Genomic DNA, 20,453 nt, shown 5'->3' on the forward strand with positions numbered 1-20,453 from the left:
GGTACCGGGTGCGCCCGCGCGCGGCAGCCGCACGCGGCGTGCGGGGGACGGGAGGGCCGGACGAGCAACCGGCCCGCGGCGCGAGCGGTGGCGCGCCGCGGGCCGGTGCTCGGCAGCAGGACCGTGCGGACTCAGGTGTAGCGGCGCACGCTGTTGACCTCGCCCATGTAGGCGACCTCTTCGACCGTGACGGTCTGCCCCTCGGTGGGCGCGTGCACGATCTGCCCGTTGCCGATGTAGATGCCGTTGTGGCTGCCCGAGCTGTAGAAGAAGATCACGTCGCCCGGCTTCATCTCGCTCTGCGAGACCTCCTTGCCCTCGGTGATCTGCGACTGGGTGGAGCTGGGCAGGTCCACCCCGGCCTGTTGGAACGACCACTGGACCAGGCCGGAGCAGTCGAACTGGCTCGGCCCCTTGGCCCCGTAGACGTAGGGCGAGCCCTGCTTGCCCAGTGCCGCGTTGACCGCTTCGATGGCCGAACCGCCGCCGAGGAGCTGCCCGACCGAGCTGGTCTCGCCGGAGATCTCCTCCTGGACCTGCTGGCTGAGGCTGTTGTAGTGCTCCTCGACCTTGGCCACCTGCTGGTCCATGGCGCTCTTGCGGTTTTCGATGTCGGTTTTCAGGCGCGCCGCGGCCGCTTCGGCCTTCGCGGCCCGGTCGCGCGCCGCCTGCGCCCGGTGCTCGGCCCTCTCCGCCCGGTGGGTGGCCGCGGCGAGCCGGCCGATCACCTCGTTGTTGTCCTGGGCCAGCACGTCGAGCGTGGCGGCGCGGTCGAGGAAGTCATCCGGGTTTTCGCTGGCCAGCAGCGCCGACATCTTGTTCAGCCGCGCCCCCTGGTAGCTGGCGCTCGTCAGCTGGTCGACGCGGCCGCGGAAGCGCTCCTCCTCGTTGCGGGCCTGCTCGGCGACGCGATCGGCCTGCTCCGCCCTGGCCGTGGCCTTGGCGAGTTCCTCCTGCTTGGCTTCGTGGTCGTCCTGGGCCTTCTTGTGCTTCTCGGTGAGCTCCTCGGCGCGGCGGGACAGCTCGTGCAGCTTCTGCTCCGCCTGCTGGGGGTCGTCGGGGAGGTCGGGGGCTGCCAGCGCGGGGGAGGCCGTTACGCCCATCGTGGCGGTGAGGACCGCCGCCGTGCAGGCAGCACGGATCGTGCGTTTCGGTCGGGGCGACGCCGCGTGGTGCACGGTGACTCCGTCTCCTTCGCCGGGTTCGGGGGACTTGCGCCGGGTTGACGGCCGGGAACCGCGACCCGGCCGGACGGCGTGCCCGCTTCGCGGCGAATCGCCGCTCGGGGGCGGAGCGTCCGGGAGGGCCGCGCTCTCCCGCGCACAACCACGTTCGGGTTACGCAACGCGGTGCAGGTTAGTACAGCGATCTCGAAGCACGGGCGCGAGGCCCCGAAGCGCACCCGGGACCGGCGGGAACCAGGGCCGGTCGGTGGTGCGGAGGTGCGTCCTTCCCGCCAGCGGCCGCGCGGCTCGCCTTGACGGGGGGCGGTGGAGGCAGAAGCATGTGCGCGACGACGCCGCACGAGGAAGGGGACGCATGACCGAGCAGGCCGAGGGGCCGCTGACCACCCCGCACGTCGATCCCACCGTCGCGCACAACGCGCGCGTGTGGGACTACTGGCTCGGCGGCAAGGACAACTACGCCGTGGACCGCGAGGCGGGGGACCGGGTGCGCGAGCTGTTCCCCGGGATCGCCACGGTCGCCCGCGCCGACCGGGCGTTCCTCGCCCGCGCCGTCGGGCACCTCGTGCAGGACCGCGGGGTCCAGCAGTTCCTCGACATCGGCACGGGGCTCCCCGCGGCGGACAACACCCACGAAGTGGCCCAGTGGCACGACCCGAGCTGCCGAGTGGTGTACGTGGACAACGACCCGCTGGTGCTCGCCCACGCCCGGGCGCTGCTGACCTCCGACGACGCGAGCGGCCCCGTGGACTACCTGCACGAGGACGCGCGCAACGTCGAGGCCGTGCTGGACGCGGCGGCGGGCACGCTCGACTTCGACCGGCCGGTGGCGCTCATGCTGCTCGGCGTGCTCAACTTCCTCACCGACGTCGACGAGGCCCGCCGCACCGTCGAACGCCTGACCGCCGCGGTGCCCTCCGGCAGCTACGTCGTGCTGAGCCATCCGACCACCGAACTGGGCGGGGAGGAGAACGGCGCGGCCATGGAGTTCTGGAACGCCAACGCCACCCCGCCGATCACCGCGCGCAGCGGGGCGCAGATCCGCGGTCTGCTCGGTGACCTCGAGGTGCAGTCGCCCGGGCTGGTCTCCTGCGCCGACTGGGATCCGGGCGCGGTGACCACGTCCCCGCCGGAGGAAGCGGTGCCGCAGTACGCCGCCGTGGCCCGCAAGCCCTGATCCGCCGGTCCGGTGACGCTCGGTGACCGGCCCCGTGCGGCGCCCGGTCCCCGCGGGGCGCTGCTCGCCCTCGGTACGACGTGTCGCGCGCGGTCCTGCCGGGTACCGGGAGGGCGTAGCCGAGTATCGGAGGAGTGCCGCCGCGGTGGCGCGGCGGCCTTGGCGTGGTGGTGTCGATGCTGCTGACAGAAACTCCCCGTGCAGCGGAGCGGGTCGCGGACCGGCTGCGCGCGCGTGCCGGTGCCGCCGTGGGCGCCCCGCCTCCGCCCGAGGCGCACCGGCCGGAGAGGCCTGATCCGGAGCAGCCGCGACCTCCGGAGGAGCCGGAACCCCCGCAGCAGCCGGAGGCCCCGCAGCCACCGGATCCGCCGGAGGTTCCCGCTCCGGAAGCACCGGATGAGCCCGAGGTCCCGCCACCGGAGCGGCCGGATCCACCGCGCGCACCGGACCCGCCGGAGTCGCCGCACTGATCCGCGGCGGTGTCGCGGTGCGGCTGCGGTGCGGTCGAACTGCCGTTCGCCCCCGCCTGGACTTCGGACCGAATTCGGGCTGAAAGTCCTGGTTGCGGCGGAAGCGGACGCGCTAACATGGATCGGGCGAACACGATGCGCGTGTTCGCGGCCTCCTGGTCGCGGAATTCCGTGGGGAAGTCCGCGGCGCGACGTTCGCGGAACCAGCGGCACGCGCCGCCGGTGACCGCCGGCGACGGGTGCGCCTCCCGGACGCCGCACGACAACGGTCTCGATCGGAACCCGCACGGATCCGACCGCGCACCGAAACGCTCCCGGTGGCAGCCTGTTCGCTCACCCGGAGGTGGCTCTGCGAGGAGCCCGCTTCCGGAAACGCGGAGAGCGGCGGGACCACGAGGAACGCGGAGAACTCGGTGGAGTCGCCGGTGCTGGCAGCTCCGGCCCTGCGGGTTCTCCGCCTCGTGCCCAACAGGGCGCGCCGGGATTCCAGCGCCCGCGCGGAGTTCCTCCCCGCGGACGCGCACCTTCGAACGGAGGAGGAGCACCGTGGTTGACGGAGCAGAACCGCGTCGGACCGCGGAACGGGAATCCATGCGTTACCACCCCGACGTGGTCGAGTTGCAGCGGCAGTACGGGGGGGCTCTGGGGTCACCCCGCACGGTCCTCGGTGACGGAGTCCTCGCATTGGCCGGAGTGTGGGCAGCGGTCTCGCCGTTCGTGATCGGGTTGAGCGGTGTGCCCGCTCTGGCGACGCACCACCTCGTCATCGGCCTCGTGGTCGCCGGGATCGGCCTCGGCGTCACCGGCATGGCCGAGCGCGGTGGCGGGCTGTCCTGGGTGGCGGCCCCGCTGGGAATCTGGCTGATCATCTCCACCTGGATCGTCCCCGCGGCCGGGCCGACCGCGGGTCTGGTGTGGAGCAACGTGATCGCCGGTGCGGTCATGGTGATCGCGGGAGCGGGCGTCGCCGCGTTCGCGATGGCGGGCACTCGCTCCAACAGCGAGTGACCGGTGGCAACGGTCCGGGGTGGTGGTGCCTGGCACCACCACCCCGATCCGTGCCGGTCCCCCGGACCTCGGCCGCCCGCCGGGTTTCACCCGTCGCCGTCCGATGCGGACGCGAGTCCGCGGAAGGCCAGCGTCACCACCGCGTCGGCGACCTCTTCGGCGGACAGCCCCTTGCGGGGCTGGTACCACTCGATGATCGAGTTGACCATGCCGAACAGCAGCCGCGTGGTCAGCGCCGGGTTGAGGTCGGTGCGGATGCTGCCCTCGCTCTGGGCGTCGTCGACGAGGTCGCTGAGGAAGTGGTCGATCGTGCGGCGACGCGCCATCGCCTGCCGTTCGACCTTGCTGTTGCCCCGCAGGCGCAGCAGCACCGTGACGAACGGCTGCTCCTCGATGAGGATCTGCACGCTCCGCCGCACCACGTGCTGCAACCGGTCGATCGCCGCCCCCTGCTGCGAGGCGGCCTCCTCGGTGACCGCGAGCAGCGAGTCGAGCGCCCGGTCGACGCTCAGGCGGAGCAACTCCTCCTTGCCGGAGACGTGGTAGTAGATCGCCGACTTCGTGATGCCGAGCCGTTTGGCGAGGTCCTCCATGCTCGTGCCGTCGTAGCCGCGTTCGTGGAACACCACCGCCGCCGTGCGCAGCAGGGAGTCCAGATCGTAGCCCGGACGTCCGCGATTCGAGTTCTTGCTCGCCGTCCTCGCCGTCATGGCCACCATCTTCCCAGCTGCAGCGGCGGGCCGGTCATCGGTGGTCCACGACCCGGCGCAGCTTGCCGACCGAGCGCTCCAACGTGTCCGGTTCGAGCACCTCGACCTGGGCGGTCACCCCGACGGCTTCCTTGACCGACTCGGTCAGCTGCTCGGGGATCGCGGTGATCCGCGCCGCGGTGGTGCTCTCCGCGGACTCCACCCGGATGGTCATGCGGTCCATGCGGCCCTCGCGCTCCAGCGAGATCTGGAAGTGCGGGGACAGGCCCTCGCAGCGCAGCACGAGCTCCTCGATCTGGCTGGGGAAGACGTTCACCCCGCGCAGGATGATCATGTCGTCGCTGCGCCCGGTGATCTTCTCCATGCGTCGGAACTCCGGCCGCGCGGTACCGGGGTGCAGGCGGGTGAGGTCCCGCGTGCGGTACCGGATGATCGGCAAGGCCTCCTTCGTCAGCGAGGTGAACACGAGCTCCCCGCTCTCGCCGTCGTCCAGCGGCGTGCCGTGCACCGGATCGAGCACTTCGGGGAAGAAGTGGTCCTCCCAGACGTGCGGGCCGTCCTTGGTGCTGGCGAACTCCGAGGACACGCCCGGGCCCATGATCTCGGACAGGCCGTAGATGTCCACCGCGTCGATGTCCACGGCTTGCTCGATCTCCCGGCGCATCTGCTCGGTCCACGGTTCGGCGCCGAAGATCCCGACTTTCAGGGAGCTCTCGCGCGGGTCGACGCCCTGGCGCCGGAACTCGTCGATGAGGGTGAGCATGTAGGACGGGGTGACCATGATGATCTCGGGGCGGAAGTCCCGGATGATCCGCACCTGGCGCGCCGTCATCCCGCCGGAGGCGGGGACGACGGCGCAGCCGAGGCGCTCCGCCCCGTAGTGCGCGCCGAGCCCGCCGGTGAACAGCCCGTACCCGTAGGAGACGTGCACCATGTCGCCGGCGCGACCGCCCGCGGCCGCGATGGACCGGGCCACCACGTCGGACCAGACCTGGAGGTCGTGCTCGGTGTAGCCGACGACCGTGGGCTGGCCGGTGGTGCCGCTGGAGGCGTGGATGCGCCGCACCTGCTCGCGGGGCACGGCGAACATGCCGAAGGGGTAGTTGTCCCGCAGGTCGTGCTTGGTCGTCGGCGGGAACTTCGCCAGATCGGACAGGGCGCGGCAGTCGCGGGGGTGGACGCCGGCGGAGTCGAAGCGCTCGCGGTAGAACGGGACGTTCTCGTAGGCGTGCCAGAGCGTCCACTGCAGACGTTCGAGTTGCAGGGATTCGAGTTCGGTGCGGGTGCGCGCGACGTCGCCGGGTGCGACCGCGGCCGGTGCGGCGACGGTGTCGGCGGGTGCCGGCGACTCCGTTGTCCCGGTCATTTCCCTGCCTCCTTCCCTTCTTTCATGCTCCTGCTGTGCCCGCGGAACTCCGCGACCACGGTGCTGTCGGACTCCGGTCCGCGGCGGACGGTGATGTCGTAGATGCCGCTCCGTCCGAACCGGACCCGTTCTTCCGCGCGCGCGTGCAGCACGTCCCCTTCGCGGGCGGGGGCGACGAAGGTGATCTCCGCGCTGGCGGCGACGGTGGTGGGACCGTGGCTGTTGCAGGCGCAGGCGAACGTGGTGTCGGCCAGCGTGAAGACGTAGCCGCCGTGCGCGATGCCGTGCCCGTTGACCATGGTGGCGGTGATGCGCATCCGGGCCGAGGCGCACCCGTCGGCGGCTTCGTCGACCTCGATGCCGAGAGATCTGGAGGCGTGGTCGTCGTCGAGCATGGCGCGCGTGGACGCTGCCACGGGCAGATCCGACGTGGTCACAGGGTCTCACCACCTTGCGAACTGACCGAACAGTCGGTTATTAATGTGCAGTGTTGGCCGTGCCCGATGTGTTGTCAACCCTGCTCCACCGCCGGAGTTCCCGCCGCTGGAACGGGGATCGCTGCGCGTCGCGGTCCAGTCTCACCGGAGGTGCGGGAGGAGCACGCGTCCGAGGGGTGAATCCGGCTCGGGGGGACACCGCCGATCGTGCCGCGATCGGGGAGCAGCCGCGCCGCCGGCTTCCGCCGGAGCCCGCCGGTGGCGCACGATCTCCAGCGGCACCGGGAGCACTTCTCGGGAGAAGTCGCGGGCATTTCCCGGGAAATGCCCACCCCGCGCCGCTCGCGGGTGCGGCCGAGCACGGCGAGCAGGGTCGGAGGAACGGAGGAACGGACGTGAGCGACACGGCTGAACTGGTCGGTGTCCTCGGTGGTGGACGCATGGGCGCGGGGATCGCCCAGGTGTTCCTCGCGCTCGGCGCCGAGGTCCACATCGTCGAGAGCGACGAGGCCGCGGCGCGGGCGGCCCGCGAGCGCGTGCGCGACGGTCTGGAGGGTGCCCGCCAGCGCGGGAAGCTCGAAGCCTCCCCGGAGGCGGTGCTGCAGCGGTTGCGCACCACCACCGAGCTCTCCGAGCTGCCGGCGAAGGCGGACCTCGTCGTCGAGGCGGTGCCGGAGGAGCCGGAGCTGAAGGTCCGGATGCTCACCGCCGCCGAAGAGGCGGTGTCGGCCTCGACGGTGATGGCCAGCAACACCAGCTCGCTGTCCATCGCCGAGCTCGGCGCCGCGCTGCGGGTTCCCGAGCGCTTCGTCGGCATGCACTTCTTCAACCCGGTTCCCGCCTCGAAGCTCGTCGAGGTCGTCGCCTCCGACGCCAGCGGCGAGGGCGCGGTGCAGGCCGTGCGCGGTTGGGCGCGGGCGCTCGGCAAGACCGAGATCGTCGTGCGCGATTCCCCCGGGTTCGCCACCAGCCGCCTCGGAGTCGCCCTGGGGCTGGAAGCCATGCGCATGCTCGAGGAGGGCGTCACCGACGCCGCGTCGATCGACACCGCCATGGAACTGGGCTATCGGCACCCGATGGGTCCGCTGCGCTCCACCGACCTCGTCGGGCTCGACGTGCGGCTGGCCGTCGCCGAATACTTGAGCCGCACCCTCGGCGAGCGCTTCACCCCGCCGCAGGTGCTGCGGGACAAGGTGGAACGCGGGGAACTCGGCCGCAAGAGCGGGCGCGGCTTCCACGACTGGAACGAGTGAGCGGAGGCAGTCCATGACCACCGACAGCGCGGTGCACTGCGAAACCGCCGACGCGGTCAGCACGATCACGCTGAACCGCCCGGAGGCCGCGAACGCGCTCGACCGGCGGCTCAAGGAGGAGCTGCTGGAGGCCCTGCGCGAGGCCGCCGCGGACACCGCGGTGCGCGGGGTGCTGCTGACCGGCGCGGGCAAGGCCTTCTGCGTGGGCCAGGACCTCGCCGAGCACGCGCAGGCGCTGCGCTCCGACGCGAGCAGCGCGCTGGCGACGGTGCGGGAGCACTACAACCCGATCGTGACAGCGCTGGCCGAACTGCCGAAGCCCGTCGTGGTCGGCATCAACGGTCCGTGCGTGGGAGCGGGCCTGGGGTTCGCCCTGGCCGGCGACGTCCGCGTCGCCGCCGACCGGGCCAAGTTCGGTACCGCTTTCACGGGCATCGGACTGGCCAGCGACTCGGGGTTGAGCGCGAGCCTCGTGCGCGCCATCGGTGCTTCCCGCGCCGGCCGGTTGTTCTTCCTCGGCGAGATGATCCCGGCCGAGACGGCCCACGAGTGGGGGCTGGTGCACCGCGTCGTCGCCGCCGAGGAGACCCCGTCGGCGGCGTGGGAGCTGGCCCGGCAGCTCGCGCACGGGCCCACCGCCGCCTACGCCGAGCTCAAGGCGCTGCTGCGGGCGCAGGAAGGGCTCGGCGCCACCCTCGAGGCCGAGGCGCTGGCGCAGGAGCGCCTGGCCGCGACCAGCGACCACAGCACTGCGGTCGAAGCGTTCCTGAACAAGCAGCAGCCCGAGTTCCGGGGCGAGTAGCCCCGCGGGCGAACCGCGGAGTCGCCGCCGGAGTCGCCGCCGGCTCCGCGGTACCGATCGACCGGCGCGTCCGGTGAGGAGGTCGTTGAAGATGAGTGCACTGCCCAGTTACGTCGGCGGTCGCTGGCAGCAGCCCGCCGACGAGGGGACCCCGATGCGCGATGCGGTCACCGGCGCGGAGATCGCCCGGGTCTCCTCGGCGGGGATCGACATGGCCGGCGCGCTCGCCCACGGGCGGGAGGCCGGCGGGACGGCGCTGCGCGAACTGACGTTCCACCAGCGCGCGGCACTGCTCAAATCGCTGGCCTCGCACCTGCGGGAGCACCGCCAGGAGCTGTACGAGCTGTCGGCGCGCACCGGTGCGACCAGGGGAGACGCCAAGTTCGACGTGGACGGCGGGATCGGGGTGCTGTTCACCTACGCCAGCAAGGGGCGCCGCGAACTGCCGAACTCCACCGTCTACCTCGACGGCGGGACCGAACCGCTCGGCAAGGGCGGCACGTTCCTCGGTCGGCACGTGTGCACACCGCTGCGCGGGGTGGCGGTGCAGATCAACGCGTTCAACTTCCCCGTGTGGGGACCGCTGGAGAAGCTCGCCCCGGCGTTCCTGGCGGGCGTGCCGAGCCTGATCAAGCCGGCCGAGCAGACCGCGCACCTCACGCACCGGCTGGTCGAGCTCATCGTGGAGTCCGGGTTGTTGCCGGAGGGGACGGTGCAGCTCGTGTGCGGCGGTGCCGGGGACCTGCTGGAGCACGTGACCGACCAGGACCTCGTGTCGTTCACCGGTTCCGCGACCACGGCCGAACGCCTGCGCGCGCACCCGACGCTGGTGGACCGGGCGGTGCGGTTCAACGCGGAGGCGGATTCGCTGAACTGCTCCGTGCTCGGCCCCGACGCCGGGCCGGACACCGAGGAGTTCGGCCTGTTCGTCGATCAGCTCGTCGCGGAGATGACCGTCAAGGCGGGGCAGAAGTGCACCGCGATCCGCCGGGCGCTGGTTCCCGCGGGTCTCCTCGACGACGTGGTCGCGGCCGCGCGGCAGCGGTTGGAGCGCGTCGTGGTCGGTGATCCGCGTGCCGAGGGCGTGAGCATGGGGGCGCTGGCCAGCCTCGAGCAGCGCGAGGAGGTGCGGCGCTCGGTGAAGGCGCTGCTGGAGGCCGGGCAGCTGGTCCACGGCGACCCGGACCGGGTGGAACCGGTGGGGGCCGATGCCGAGCACGGAGCCTTCGTCCCGCCCATGCTGCTGCGCTGCGACGATCCGCAGCGCTCGCAGCCGCACGAGGTGGAGGCCTTCGGCCCGGTCAGCACGCTCCTGCCGTACGAGGGCGCGGCGCAAGCGGTGGAGCTGGCCCGCCGCGGGCGGGGCAGCCTGGTCGGGTCGGTGGTCACCGCCGACCGCGACTTCGCGCGGGAGGTCGTGCTCGGCGCGGCCGCGAGCCACGGGAGGATGCTCGTGCTCAACCGCCACAACGCCGCCGAGTCGACCGGGCACGGGTCCCCCGTGCCGCAGCTGGTCCACGGCGGGCCGGGCCGCGCGGGCGGCGGGCAGGAGCTGGGCGGCCTGCACGGGGTGCTGCACCACATGCAGCGCACCGCGGTGCAGGGCGATCCGGACACGCTCACCGCGATCGGCGGCGAGTGGGTCCCGGGCAGCCGGCGCTCGGTCACCGACGAGCACCCGTTCCGCAAGCACCTGGAGGACCTGCGGGTGGGCGACGCGGTCGTTGGCGGCCCGCGGCAGGTCACGCTGCAGGACGTCGAGCACTTCGCGGAGTTCACCGGCGACACCTTCTACGCGCACACCGATGAGGAGGCCGCGGCGGCCAACGAGTTCTTCGGCGGCCGGGTGGCGCACGGCTACCTGGTCGTGTCGTTCGCCGCGGGGCTGTTCGTCGCGCCGGAGCCGGGACCGGTGCTGGCCAACTACGGGCTGGAGAACCTGCGGTTCCTCACGCCGACCTACCCGGGTGACGAGATCACGGTGACGCTGACGGCCAAGCGCATCACGCCGCGCGCGAACGCGGCCCACGGCGAGGTCCGGTGGGACGCCGACGTGACCAACGGCAACGGCGACTCGGTGGCCAAGTACGACGTGCTCACGCTCGTGGCCAAGCGGGACGCCGGGGCGACGGCCGGCTCCGCCTGAGCGGGCCCGGCAGGCACCGCGGAACGGCCCGGCGAGGGGGTTGCGTTCCGCAGGTGTCCTGCGCGAAAATATTTACTGACCGAACGGTCGGTAATTCCGATCGTGAATGCCAGCGGTGCACGGCAACGGCGGAGGTGGTCCCCGTGACGACCGGCGGAGCAGTCGTCGAACAAGCGCAGACCCCCGGCGAGGGGGAACTGCAGCAGCACTTCGACGAGCGGATCGCTCGCGACCAGCGCATCGAGCCCCGGGACTGGATGCCCGAGGGCTACCGCAAGACCCTGGTCCGGCAGATCGCGCAGCACGCGCACTCGGAGATCATCGGCATGCAGCCGGAGGGCAACTGGCTCACCCGCGCGCCGAGCCTGCGGCGCAAGGCCATCCTGCTGGCGAAGGTGCAGGACGAGGCCGGGCACGGGCTCTACCTGTACTCGGCGGCCGAGACCCTGGGCGTCGACCGGGCCGAGCTCACCGACAAGCTCATCGAGGGTCGCCAGAAGTACTCCTCGATCTTCAACTACCCGACGCTGAACTTCGCCGACATCGGCGTCATCGGCTGGCTCGTCGACGGCGCGGCCATCTGCAACCAGGTGCCGCTGTGCCGCAGTTCCTTCGGCCCGTACGCGCGGGCGATGGTGCGCATCTGCAAGGAGGAGTCCTTCCACCAGCGGCAGGGCTACGAGATGCTGCTGACGATGATGAGCGGCACCGCCGAGCAGCGCCGGATGGTGCAGGACGCGACGGACCGCTGGTGGTGGCCCTCGCTGATGATGTTCGGGCCGCCGGACGGGGACTCGCCGAACACGCAGCAGTCCATGGCCTGGCGCATCAAGCGGCACACCAACGACGAACTCCGCCAGAAGTTCGTCGACATGACCGTGCCGCAGGCCGAAGCGCTCGGCGTGACGCTGCCCGACCCGGAACTGGCCTTCAACGCCGAGCGCGACCACTACGACTTCGGCGAACCGGACTGGTCCGAGCTCAAGAACGTGATCTCCGGCCGGGGGCCGTGCAACGCCCAGCGCATGCGGCGCCGCCGCGCCGCGCACGACAACGGCAGGTGGGTGCGCGAAGCCGCGCTCGCCCACGCCGCCAAGCACGCCGAGGAGGGCACGTCATGAGCGAGACCCGCGCCTCGTGGCCGCTGTTCGAGGTCTTCGTCCGCGGCAAGCGCGGACTCAACCACGTCCACGTCGGTTCGCTGCACGCCGCCGACGAGGAGATGGCGCTGCACAACGCGCGCAACCTCTACACCCGGCGCAACGAGGGCGTGAGCATCTGGGTCGTGCGCGCCGAGGCGATCACCGCCTCGAGCCCGGACGAGAAGGACCCGATGTTCGCGCCGAACGGGGACAAGGTCTACCGCCACCCCACGTTCTACAGCATTCCCGACGACGTCCCGCACATGTGAGGCCGGCCATGTCGTTCGACAACGCCTACGAGGCGCTCGCCTCCGCCGAAGCCGAACCCCGGTGGGCGTTCGGAACCGGGTTCGACGATCCGCTGTCCGGAGTGGACACAGCAGTTCCGGGCGGTGTGGACGGTGCGCTGCTCGGCGAGTACTGCCTGATGCTCGGCGACGACGCGCTCATCGCCGCGCAGCGGCTCACCGAGTGGGTCACCGCCGCGCCGGAGCTCGAGGACGAGGTGGCGCTGGCCAACATCGCGCTCGACCTGCTCGGCCAGGCCCGCATGCTGCTCGGCAGGGCGGGTCAGGTGGACGGGACCGGGCGCGGTGAGGACGCGCTGGCGTACTTCCGCGACGAGCACGAGTTCCGCAACGTCCGCCTCGTCGAACCGCCCGACGGGGACTTCGGCGAGACGATGGCGCGGGCGTTCGTGTTCGCCTCCTGGCGACTGGCGGTGTTCTCCCGCCTGCGCTCCTCGCGCGACCCGGTGCTGGCCGCCATCGCCGCCAAGGGCGTCAAGGAGCTCGAGTACCACCGGGAGTACACCGCCAAGTGGATCGTGCGGCTCGGCGACGGCACCGCGGAGTCGCACACCCGCATGCAGTCCGGCGTCGAGGAGGTGTGGCCGCTCGTGGACGAGCTGTTCCGCCCGCACGCCGCGGAGCGCGCCGCCGCCGACGCCGGTGTCGGCGTCGACCCGTCGCAGGCCCGAGCGGAGTTCGACGCGGCCTGGGAGCAGGTGCGCAGCACCGCGACGCTGGCGCAGCCCGAGGCGAGCTCCCTCGCCGGCGTCGGCGGCCGCGCCGGCCGCGACGGGGTGCACACCGAACACCTCGGCTACGTGCTCGCCGAGATGCAGAGCCTGGCGCGTGCGCACCCGGAGGCGACATGGTGATCGGCAGCCCCACCCGTTCCGCCGAGCAGTGGGCGCGGTCGGTCGCCGAGGCGGTGACCGACCCGGAGCTGCCCATGCTCACGCTGGCCGATCTCGGCGTGCTGCGCGCGGTCGAGCTCGCCGCGGACGGCACCGTCGTGGTGACGCTGACGCCGACCTACTCGGGATGCCCGGCGCTGGCGGAGATGCGTGCGGACGTGCACCGCCGCCTGACCGGGGCGGGTTTCGCCGACGTCGAGGTGCGCACCGTGCTCGACCCGCCGTGGACCACCGACTGGATCAGCGCGGAAGGCAGGCGCAAGCTCGCCGAGCACGGCATCGCCCCGCCCGGCAGCGCTCCGGCGCACGGCAGCGGTCCGGTGCCGCTGACCCTCGGCCCCCCGCGGCGGGCGGTGACCTGCCCGCGCTGCGGCTCGCGCGAGACCGAGGAGCTCTCCCGGTTCGGGTCGACCGCCTGCAAGGCGCTGCGGCGGTGCCGCAGCTGCGCCGAGCCGTTCGAACACTTCAAGGAGCTGTGACGTGACCACCACCGAACGCACCGCGGTCGCCACCGCACCCGCGAGCGCGGCCGCACCGAACCGGCGCCGGCAGTTCCACCCGCTGCGCGTGGCCTCGGTGGACCGGCTGTGCGAGGACGCGGTCGCGGTGACCTTCGAGGTGCCCGGCGAGGCGGCCGACGTGTTCGACTTCCGGCCCGGCCAGTCGCTGACGCTGCGCCGCCGGCTGCCCGACGGTGAGCACCGCCGGTCGTACTCGATCTGCGCCGCGCGGGGCAGCGCGCTGCGCATCGGAGTGCGGCTGGTCCCGGACGGGCTGTTCTCCAGCTGGCTGGTGAACGAGGTCGCGCCCGGCGACGTGATCGAGGTGCAGCCGCCCACCGGATCGTTCAGCCCCGGCGACGACACCTCCGACCGGCACGTCCTCGTCGCCGCGGGATCGGGGATCACGCCGGTGCTGTCCATCGCCGCCAGCCTGCTGCGCGAGACGAACGCGCACGTCACCCTCGTCTACGGCAACAGGCGCAGCGACACGGTCATGTTCGCCGACGAGCTCGCCGACCTGAAGGACCGGTTCCCGGCCCGGTTCGAACTCGTGCACGTGCTCTCCCGCGAACCCCGCGAGTCGGACCTGGTGTCCGGGCGGCTCGACGGGGCCAAGCTGCGCGGGCTCGTGGACTCCCTCGTGGCCGTTGCCGGTGACGAGCACTGGTGGCTGTGCGGCCCCCACGGCATGGTCACGGCAGCGCGCGAGGTGCTCGCCGGGATCGGCGTGGACGACGAGCGCGTGCACCAGGAGCTGTTCCACGTCGAGGAGGTTCCGCCGGAACCGGTGCGGCGCAGCGAAACCGTCCCCGAGGGGGACTGCGCCGAGGTGGAGATCACCCTGGACGGGCGCACCTCCGCGCTCACCCTGCCCAAGGACACGCCGGTGCTCGACGCGGCGCAGAAGTCCCGGCCGGACCTGCCGTTCGCCTGCAAGGGCGGGGTGTGCGGCACCTGCCGCGCCAAGGTCACCGAGGGCGCGGTGACCATGCGGCGCAACTTCGCCCTCGAGCAGTCCGAAGTGGATGACGGGTTCGTGCTGACGTGCCAGTCGCTGCCGGACACCGACGCGGTCACCGTGGACTACGACTGCTGAACCGCGCTCGCGCACCTCCGCGCGGTCAGGCCAGCAACGCGCTCAGCGCGGCGGCCGTCCCGAAGGCGACCAGCGACAGCACGGTCTCCAGGACGGTCCACGTGCGCAGCGTGTCCTTGACCGAGATCCCGAAGTACCGGGAGATGATCCAGAAACCGCCGTCGTTGACGTGCGATGCGACGACCGAGCCCGCCGCGATCGCCACCGCGATGAGCGCGAGCTGCGGTTGCGCGTAGCCCTGGTCGGCGACCAGCGGGGCGATGATGCCGCCGGTGGTCACGATGCACACCGTCGCCGATCCCTGGGCGATGCGCAGTCCCGCGCTGATGACGTAGGCCGAGACGAGCAGGGGCAGGCCGGCCGCGCTCAGGGAACCGGCCAGGGCCTCGCCCACACCTGTCTCGGCGAGCACGGTGCCGAAGAACCCGCCGGCTCCCACGACGAGCAGGATCATGCCCAGCGGGCGCAGCGCCCTGCCGGTCAGCGCCGACAGTTCGGCACCGGACATCCCGCGGCGCGCGCCCAGCAGCCAGAAGGCCAGCAGCACGGAGATGAGCAGGGCGACGACCGGGTTGCCGAAGAACGTCGCCAGGTCGTACGCGGTGGTGCCCGAGGTGAGCGCGAGGCTGCCGACCGTGCCGCCGAGGATCAGCACCATCGGCAGGGCGATGATCAGACCGACCGTGCCGAGTCCGGGAGCCCCGCGCTCCGGCTCCTCCGCGGAGTCGGTCGCGGAGAGCATCTCCTCCGGGACCGGGACGTGGATCCTGTTGCCGATCCACGCCGGGAACAGGACGCCGCTGACGACCAGCGCCGGGAGGCCGCAGGCCAGTCCCATGACGATGAGCCAGCCGAGATCCACGCCCAGCAGTCCGGCCGCCACCACCGGTCCGGGGTGGGGAGGGAGGAACGCGTGGGTCATGGACAGGCCTGCGACCAGCGGCAGGCAGTACAGCAGGATCGAACGGCCGCTCTGCCGCGCGGCGACGTAGACCAGCGGTGCGAGCACGAAGACGCCGATGTCGAAGAACACGGGAATGCCGAAGACGAAGCCGGACAGACCCATGGCCAGCGGTGCCCTGCGGTCCCCGAACACCCGCAGGAACGAGCGGGTGAGCCGTTGCGCCCCTCCGGACTGCTCCAGCAGGGAGCCGAGGATCGTGCCGAGTCCCACGATCGCGGCGATGTGCCCGAGGATGTCGCCGAAACCGCTCTCCAGCAGCGAGTCCCCGCTGGACTGCGCCGAGCCGAGGATCTGCTCCGGGGGCAGTCCCGCCGCCACGGCGACGAGCAGGCTGGTGATGATCAGCGCGATGAACGGTTCGATCCGGAAGCGGATGATCATGAGCAGCAGCACGGCGATGCCGCTCGCGCAGAGCGTGAGCAGTCCGGCGGTTTCGTGCTGCAGCCAGTGCACTAAGGAATCCACGCTGTACTCCTCGGACCGGGGGGTCGGACCAGTGCGGACCGCGGGGGTCGCGGCGGTGGGCGGCGGGCGGGTGCGCCCCGCCCCGTGAACGGCACGGCGGAGAACGGCGCGGCGGAACCCCGGAGTGCGGTGCCCGCGGCAGGGCGCGCGTGCCCGCGGTTTAGGCGGGTTTGCGCAGTGCTCCGCCCGGAAGCGCGTCGGTGCGCTCGCCCGCGTCGATGACCGCGGCACCGTTGACGAAGACGTGGGGTATTCCGGCCGGTTGCTGCCGCGGGTGTTCGAACGTTGCCGTGTCCGCGACGTCCTCGGGGCTGAACAGGACGAGATCGGCCGCGTTGCCGGCGCGGACGCGTCCGCGGTCGGTGAGCCCGAGCCGGTCGGCCGCCCGCGAGGTCATGTGCTCGACGCACTCCTCCAGCGTGAACACGCCGAGTTCCCGCGCGTAGTGACCGAGGTAGCGCGGGAAGGTGCCCCAGGCGCGCGGATGCGGCCGCTCGCCCACGAGCAGTCCGTCGCTGCCGGCGGTGTGGGCGCGGTGCCGCATGATCGCCCGGACGTTGTCCTCGTGGCCGACGTGCATCAGGCACGACGTTCCGAGGTGGTCGCGCACGAGCACGTCGCAGAACACCTCGAAGGGCGGAACGCCCGAGCGGCGCGCGGACTCGGCGATGCTGCGACCGACGAACCCGCCGTTGCGCGCCGAGTCGCGCACGCCGTTGATCTCGATGGACTCCCAGTCGACCGGCACCCCGTGGCACCCGTCGGAGCCCACTTCCTCCACCACCTCGCGGATCCGTTCGCGCTGCTCGGGATCGCGCAGCCGGCGCAGGGTGGTTTCGACACCGCCCTCGGTGGCCCAGCTGGGCAGCAGCGCGTGCAGGGAGGTGCAGCCGGGGAGGTACGGGTAGCTGTCCAACGTGATGTCCTGCCCGCCGGCGAGGGCGTCGTCCAACAGGGACAGGAGCTCTCCCGCCCGGCCCTCGTTCACGGTGAAGTTCATCGTCGCGTGCGACAGGTGCAGCGGGCAGCCGGAGTCGCCGGTGACGCGCAGCATCTCCGCGTAGGCCTCCAGCGCCCCGGCGCCGTAGCTGCGGTGGTGCGGGCTGTAGAACCCGCCGTGCAGCCCGACGACTTCGCACAGGGCGGTGAGTTCCGCGGTGGAGGCGTACATGCCCGGGGTGTACGTCAGTCCGGAGGACATGCCGAACGCCCCCTCCGCCAGGGACCTCGCGAGCAGCGCGCGCATGGCCCGCACTTCGCGTTCGGTCGCGGGCCGGTCGTCGTGACCGACGCAGAGCATGCGCAGCGTGCCCTGCGGAACGAGGTACGCGGCGTTGGTCGCGATCCCCCGGTCCAGCCGGTCCAGGTACTCGCCGACGCTGCGCCAGTCCCAGTCGAACCCGGCCGGGTCGTCGTTCCAGCCGGCGATCTGCCCGCGCAGGGCGTCCAGCGTGCTGTCGTCGACCGGGGCGTAGGAGAGGCCGTCCTGCCCGATCACCTCCAGCGTGACGCCCTGCGAGACTTTGGCGGTGTGGTCCGGTTCCGCGAGGACCTGCAGGTCGGAGTGCGCGTGCATGTCGATGAACCCGGGGGCGAGCGCGAGCCCGCCGGCATCGATGGTCCTGCTCCCGGAGAGGCTGCCGGCCTCGGCGATCTCCGCGATCCGCGGGCCCCGGATGCGCACATCGGCCCGGTACCGCGGTGTTCCCGCGCCGTCGATGACCTCGGCTCCGCTGATGACGGTGTCCATGCCTCACCTGCGCTTTCGTGTTCGGACGCGCCTGTGCGGGTCCCTGCGGACCGGACCGGCGCGCTCCGGTCCGGCCCGGGTGCTCAGAAGTACGTGCGGACCAGGTCGACCACGGTGCCCCGGTCGTCCACGACCGGGATGAGGTTCCACTTGTCGAAGACCGTGCACGGGTGCGAGAGGCCGAACCCGACCCAGTCACCGATGTGCAGCTCGGTGCCGCGGTCGACGCGCAGGAACGCGTGCTGGTCGGCGAGTTCGGTGACCTGCGCGGTCTCGGCGACGGCGCGGGTGCTCCCGTCGCCGGAGCGCACGACCTGCGGCTCGGGGAAGTGCTGGTCGAAGGAGGCGTCGCGCCGTCCCATGGTGAGCAGGGCCAGCTCGGGCTCGGGGCGGGAGGTGACCTGGGCCCAGATCCGCATCGCCGGCCGGAACGCCGCCTCGGTGGCGGCCAGGCGGTGCTGCCTGCCGAACGGCGACATGGTGCGGTAGAGGCCGTCGTCGTGGGTGAGGTAGGCACCGCTGCGGAGCACGGGGGTCACGGGGAGATCATCGGGCCACGGTGCGGTCAGGGCTTCCGCGACCTGGTCGAAGTACGCGCTGCCGCCGCAGGTCACGAGCACCTCGTCGAGCCCGTCGAAGTGCCCCGCCGCGGCGAGCCTGGTGACCGCCTCGCGCAGCCGTGCCAGGTATTCGTCCACTGCGGAGACGTCGTGCGCGCTGAGGTCGTGGGCCAGCGCCCCCTCGTAGCCGCCCACGCCCGCCAGGCGCAGCGCGGGGCTGGCCGCAACAGCTGCGGCGACCCGGTCGGCTTCGGCGAGGTCGCGCACGCCCGTGCGCCCTCCCGCGCCGCCGAGCTCCAGCAGCACGTCCACCTGCCGGTGCGGTGCCGCTCGTCGCAGCGCCGCGTCCATGAGCTCGACGCCCTGCGTGGAGTCGACCCAGCAGCTGAACGCGAAGTCCGGATCGGCGTCCAGTTCCCGGGCCAGCCACGCGAGGCCACCGGGGTCGACGAGCTGGTTGGCGAACAGGACGCGTGCGACGCCGAAGGCGCGGTACACGCGCAGTTGGCTGAGGGTGGCGGCGGTGATCCCCCAGGCCCCGTGCGCGAGTTGGCGCGCGAAGAGCTGGGGCGCCATCGTCGTCTTCCCGTGCGGTGCGAGCTGCACACCGCGCTGGGAGCACCACTCGGCCATCGAGCGCAGGTTGTGCTCGAGCGCCTGGTCGTCGAGCACGAGCAGCGGCCCGGTGAACCCGGCGTCGAACAGACCGGGCCGGTCGGCGAGGAACTCGCGGACCGTGCTGCCGAAGGCGGTGTGCGGCATCCCCTTGTGGCGCCAGTCGATGCGTTCGTCCTGGAGGGACTGAACGGCTGTCTCATTGATCGCGGTTCGCGGCACGAGAACCCCGCTATGCGTCGGAATCGGTGCGTCGGAATCTGTCGTATCGCAGCGTGCGCACCGGCCGTCCGCCCTGCGCGCAGCGCTGGTATTGCATTTTGTGCAATGCATGTTGCGCAATATGGTGAACGAATGTTTAGCATATGGCCAACAGGGCGTCAAAGGAACGAGAACGCGGAGGTCAGGGGTGAGTCAGAGCCTGGAGCGCGGACTCGTCGTGCTGAGCGAGCTCGCCGCGGACCCGCTGACCCTCGACGAGCTCGCGGACAGGCTCGGCGTGCACAAGTCCACGGCCATGCGCTTGCTGCGCACGCTGGAGAACCACCGCTTCGTCCACCGGGTCGACCAGCACCGCTACCGCCTCGGGAGCGCCCTGTTCGGCCTCGCCAACCAAGCCCTCGAAGACCTCGACGTGCGGGCCGCGGCCCGGGCGGAGCTGGAGGCGCTGGGCGGGCGGACCGGGCACGCGATCCACCTGGCGATCTGCGAGGCCGACGAAGTCGTCTACATCGACAAGGTCGACAGCAGCCAGCCGGTGCGGATGTACTCCCGGATCGGCCGCCGCGCACCCCTGCACTGCACCGCCGTGGGCAAGGTCCTCGTCGCGGGGCGGGACCGGAGCGCCCGCGCCGAGCTCGCGCACCGCCTCGAGTACCCGGCCCTGACGGCGAGCACGATCACCGCGCCCGAGCAGTTCCTCGCCGAACTCGACCGGGTGCAGCAGCAGGGCTACGCGGTCGACGACGCGGAGCACGAGGACTTCATCCACTGCATCGCCGCTCCGCTGCGCAACGACCGCGGTGCAGTGGTGGCAGCGGTCTCGGTCTCCGTGCCGAAGGTGCTGCTGGACCGCACCGGTCTGCTGGCCCTCGTCGACGACCTGCGGGCCACCGCACGGCGCATCTCCACCGAGCTCGGGTGGAGCGGAACGTGACAGTCCCCGGAGAGGAAAGGAACGCAACGTGGACAGGACCGTCATCACCACCGACGACGCACCGCGGCCCGCGGCGGGGATCCCGCTGTCGCAGGGGGTGCGCAAGGGCAACCTCGTGCAGGTGTCCGGCCAGACCGGTGTGGACCCGGCGACCGGCAAGCCCGTCGAGGGCGACGTGCGCGCGCAGACCGAGCAGGCCCTGCGCAACGTCTTCGCGATCCTCGAGGCCAGCGGCGCCGGTGCGCAGGACGTGCTGATGCTGCGGGTGTACCTCACCGACGTCGCCCACTTCGCGGAGATGAACGAGACCTACGCGCGCGTCGTGGGGGAGCCGTTCCCGGCGCGGACCACGGTGTACGTCGGCCTTCCCCCGGGACTGCTGGTGGAGATCGATGCCCTCGCCGTGACGGGCTGACACCGGCTCCGCGCCCGGCGGTGCCTGGAGGGC

General features: G+C 72.0%; 19 protein-coding genes. 12 read left to right on the forward strand and 7 right to left on the reverse strand.

Going from position 1 to position 20,453, the window contains the following annotated elements; genetic code table 11:
- Positions 1-131 precede the first annotated feature (131 nt).
- Positions 132-1,103, reverse strand: coding sequence for a C40 family peptidase (locus ACVGV0_RS08960; RefSeq protein ID WP_459159406.1), 972 nt, complete (start codon positions 1,101-1,103; stop codon positions 132-134).
- A gap of 436 nt (positions 1,104-1,539) precedes the next feature.
- Here ACVGV0_RS08960 and ACVGV0_RS08965 point away from each other — a divergent pair, with 436 nt between their 5' ends.
- Positions 1,540-2,361, forward strand: a complete 822-nt coding sequence (locus ACVGV0_RS08965; RefSeq protein WP_459159407.1) for an SAM-dependent methyltransferase — start codon at positions 1,540-1,542, stop codon at positions 2,359-2,361.
- A 1,061-nt stretch (positions 2,362-3,422) separates the two neighbouring features.
- Positions 3,423-3,839 (forward strand): SPW repeat protein, encoded by a 417-nt coding sequence (locus ACVGV0_RS08970; RefSeq protein WP_459159408.1) that lies wholly within the window; start codon positions 3,423-3,425, stop codon positions 3,837-3,839.
- An 86-nt stretch (positions 3,840-3,925) separates the two neighbouring features.
- Here ACVGV0_RS08970 and ACVGV0_RS08975 read toward each other — a convergent pair whose 3' ends face one another.
- From ACVGV0_RS08975 to paaI, 3 genes are read right to left on the reverse strand one after another with little or no spacing between them, the layout of a single operon-like run.
- On the reverse strand, positions 3,926-4,549 hold the full coding sequence (locus tag ACVGV0_RS08975; RefSeq protein WP_459159409.1) for a TetR/AcrR family transcriptional regulator: 624 nt from the start codon (positions 4,547-4,549) through the stop codon (positions 3,926-3,928).
- A 34-nt stretch (positions 4,550-4,583) separates the two neighbouring features.
- Positions 4,584-5,915, reverse strand: coding sequence for a phenylacetate--CoA ligase PaaK (gene paaK / locus ACVGV0_RS08980; protein WP_459159410.1), 1,332 nt, complete (start codon positions 5,913-5,915; stop codon positions 4,584-4,586).
- The gene (gene paaI / locus ACVGV0_RS08985; protein ID WP_459159961.1) at positions 5,912-6,310 is read right to left on the reverse strand and encodes a hydroxyphenylacetyl-CoA thioesterase PaaI; all 399 of its coding nucleotides are present in this window, start codon (positions 6,308-6,310) and stop codon (positions 5,912-5,914) included. Before paaI ends, paaK begins: the two co-directional genes overlap by 4 nt.
- Before the next feature lie 437 nt (positions 6,311-6,747).
- On the opposite strand from paaI, the gene ACVGV0_RS08990 reads away from it, so the two are divergent.
- The 8 genes from ACVGV0_RS08990 (at position 6,748) to paaE (ending at position 14,495) form a co-directional block, all read left to right on the forward strand.
- A complete protein-coding gene (locus ACVGV0_RS08990) occupies positions 6,748-7,605 on the forward strand; it encodes a 3-hydroxyacyl-CoA dehydrogenase family protein (protein WP_459159411.1) in 858 nt (285 codons plus the stop codon).
- Positions 7,606-7,618: 13 nt separating this feature from the next.
- Complete coding sequence (locus ACVGV0_RS08995; protein ID WP_459159412.1) at positions 7,619-8,407, forward strand: enoyl-CoA hydratase/isomerase family protein; 789 nt, start codon at positions 7,619-7,621, stop codon at positions 8,405-8,407.
- A gap of 91 nt (positions 8,408-8,498) precedes the next feature.
- A complete protein-coding gene (gene paaZ / locus ACVGV0_RS09000; RefSeq protein ID WP_459159413.1) occupies positions 8,499-10,553 on the forward strand; it encodes a phenylacetic acid degradation bifunctional protein PaaZ in 2,055 nt (684 codons plus the stop codon).
- A 197-nt stretch (positions 10,554-10,750) separates the two neighbouring features.
- Positions 10,751-11,674 carry a 1,2-phenylacetyl-CoA epoxidase subunit PaaA gene (paaA, locus tag ACVGV0_RS09005; protein WP_459159962.1) on the forward strand — a complete coding sequence of 308 codons (924 nt, stop codon included), beginning with the start codon at positions 10,751-10,753 and terminating at the stop codon, positions 11,672-11,674.
- Positions 11,671-11,964: a 1,2-phenylacetyl-CoA epoxidase subunit PaaB gene (gene paaB / locus ACVGV0_RS09010; protein ID WP_459159414.1), complete on the forward strand. Its 294-nt coding sequence runs from the start codon at positions 11,671-11,673 to the stop codon at positions 11,962-11,964. Before paaA ends, paaB begins: the two co-directional genes overlap by 4 nt.
- Before the next feature lie 8 nt (positions 11,965-11,972).
- Positions 11,973-12,857, forward strand: a complete 885-nt coding sequence (paaC, locus tag ACVGV0_RS09015) for a 1,2-phenylacetyl-CoA epoxidase subunit PaaC (protein WP_459159415.1) — start codon at positions 11,973-11,975, stop codon at positions 12,855-12,857.
- A complete protein-coding gene (gene paaD / locus ACVGV0_RS09020; RefSeq protein ID WP_459159416.1) occupies positions 12,851-13,375 on the forward strand; it encodes a 1,2-phenylacetyl-CoA epoxidase subunit PaaD in 525 nt (174 codons plus the stop codon). The genes paaC and paaD overlap by 7 nt, the downstream gene beginning before the upstream one ends.
- Before the next feature lies 1 nt (position 13,376).
- The gene (gene paaE, locus ACVGV0_RS09025) at positions 13,377-14,495 is read left to right on the forward strand and encodes a 1,2-phenylacetyl-CoA epoxidase subunit PaaE (protein ID WP_459159417.1); all 1,119 of its coding nucleotides are present in this window, start codon (positions 13,377-13,379) and stop codon (positions 14,493-14,495) included.
- Positions 14,496-14,520: 25 nt separating this feature from the next.
- On the opposite strand, the gene ACVGV0_RS09030 is transcribed toward paaE, so the two are convergent.
- The 3 genes from ACVGV0_RS09030 to ACVGV0_RS09040 all read right to left on the reverse strand — a co-directional run bounded on the left by ACVGV0_RS09030 (position 14,521) and on the right by ACVGV0_RS09040 (position 18,996).
- The gene (locus tag ACVGV0_RS09030; RefSeq protein ID WP_459159418.1) at positions 14,521-15,924 is read right to left on the reverse strand and encodes a GntP family permease; all 1,404 of its coding nucleotides are present in this window, start codon (positions 15,922-15,924) and stop codon (positions 14,521-14,523) included.
- Positions 15,925-16,084: 160 nt separating this feature from the next.
- Positions 16,085-17,674 (reverse strand): N-acyl-D-amino-acid deacylase family protein, encoded by a 1,590-nt coding sequence (locus ACVGV0_RS09035; protein WP_459159419.1) that lies wholly within the window; start codon positions 17,672-17,674, stop codon positions 16,085-16,087.
- Between the two features lie 83 nt (positions 17,675-17,757).
- Entirely contained in the window at positions 17,758-18,996 is a 1,239-nt protein-coding gene (locus ACVGV0_RS09040; RefSeq protein WP_459159963.1) for an amino acid deaminase, read from the reverse strand.
- Between the two features lie 262 nt (positions 18,997-19,258).
- Here ACVGV0_RS09040 and ACVGV0_RS09045 point away from each other — a divergent pair, with 262 nt between their 5' ends.
- On the forward strand, positions 19,259-20,005 hold the full coding sequence (locus ACVGV0_RS09045) for an IclR family transcriptional regulator (protein ID WP_459159420.1): 747 nt from the start codon (positions 19,259-19,261) through the stop codon (positions 20,003-20,005).
- Between the two features lie 28 nt (positions 20,006-20,033).
- Positions 20,034-20,420 (forward strand): RidA family protein, encoded by a 387-nt coding sequence (locus tag ACVGV0_RS09050; RefSeq protein WP_459159421.1) that lies wholly within the window; start codon positions 20,034-20,036, stop codon positions 20,418-20,420.
- Positions 20,421-20,453 lie beyond the last annotated feature (33 nt).

Source organism: Salinifilum ghardaiensis (genome assembly GCF_054491345.1).